1 protein-coding gene is annotated in these 1,044 nt (G+C 68.6%); it reads left to right on the forward strand.

Annotation, left to right across the window (positions count from 1 at the left end):
- A partial coding sequence (locus ACIHCX_RS38155; RefSeq protein ID WP_400038027.1) for an acyltransferase domain-containing protein occupies positions 1 to 1,044 on the forward strand: 1,044 nt, incomplete at both ends.

The following is a 1,044-nucleotide window of genomic DNA, read 5'->3' on the forward strand; positions in this document are numbered from 1 at the left end:
GACGGCTTGCTTGCCGCGTTGCGTGCTCTGGTGGAGGGGCGGGAGGTGCCGGGTGTGGTGTGTGGGGAGGCTGTTGCCGAGGGGCGTGCGGCGTTTGTGTTCTCTGGTCAGGGTGCTCAGCGGGTGGGTATGGGGCGGGAGTTGTACGAGGCCTTTCCGGTGTTCGCGGCTGCTTTGGATGAGGTGTGTGGGTATCTGGATCCGTTGATGGGGCGTTCGTTGCGGGAGGTGATGTTCGAGGGGCCGGTGGAGGTGCTGGATCGGACGGAGGTGACGCAGCCGGCGTTGTTCGCGTTTGAGGTGGCGTTGTTCCGGTTGGTGGAGTCCTTTGGGGTGCGGCCGGATGCGGTGGTGGGGCATTCGGTGGGTGAGCTGGCTGCCGCGTATGTGGCGGGTGTGGTGTCGCTGGCGGATGCGTGTGCGGTGGTGGCGGCTCGTGGTCGGTTGATGGGTGCGGCTCGTGCGGGCGGGGCGATGGTCGCGGTGGAGGCGTCGGAGTCGGAGGTGGTGGAGGTCCTCGGCGAGGGGGTGTCGATCGCCGGGGTGAACGGGCCTGCGGCTGTGGTGATCTCCGGGGATGAGGCGGCGGTGCTGGCGGCTGCGGGTGTGTTGGAGGAGCGGGGGTGTCGCACGCGTCGGTTGCGGGTCAGTCATGCGTTTCATTCCGCGCATATGGACGGTGTGCTGGAGGAGTTCGCGGCTGTGGTGGGGCAGGTGCGTTGGGGTGCGCCCTCCCTGGTCGTGGCGTCGACCCTGTCGGGTGTTGTGGATGTGGAGCAGTGGTCGGATCCGGGGTATTGGGTGCGGCAGATCCGTGAGCCGGTCCGATTTTTTGACGGTATTCGGGCGTTGGAGGCCGAGGGTGTCACCGTGTTCCTGGAGTTGGGTCCGGACGCGGCGCTGACCGGAGCGGTCCCGGCGTGTCTGGCGGACCCGGAGTCGGAGGTGCTGGCGGTGGCCGCGGCCCGTCGGGACCGGGACGAGGCGGCGACGGTGTATGCCGCGCTGGCCGCGCTGCACACACACGGCATGCACGTCGACTGG

Source organism: Streptomyces sp. NPDC052043 (genome assembly GCF_044548235.1).
Classification (GTDB): Bacteria; Actinomycetota; Actinomycetes; order Streptomycetales; family Streptomycetaceae; genus Streptomyces.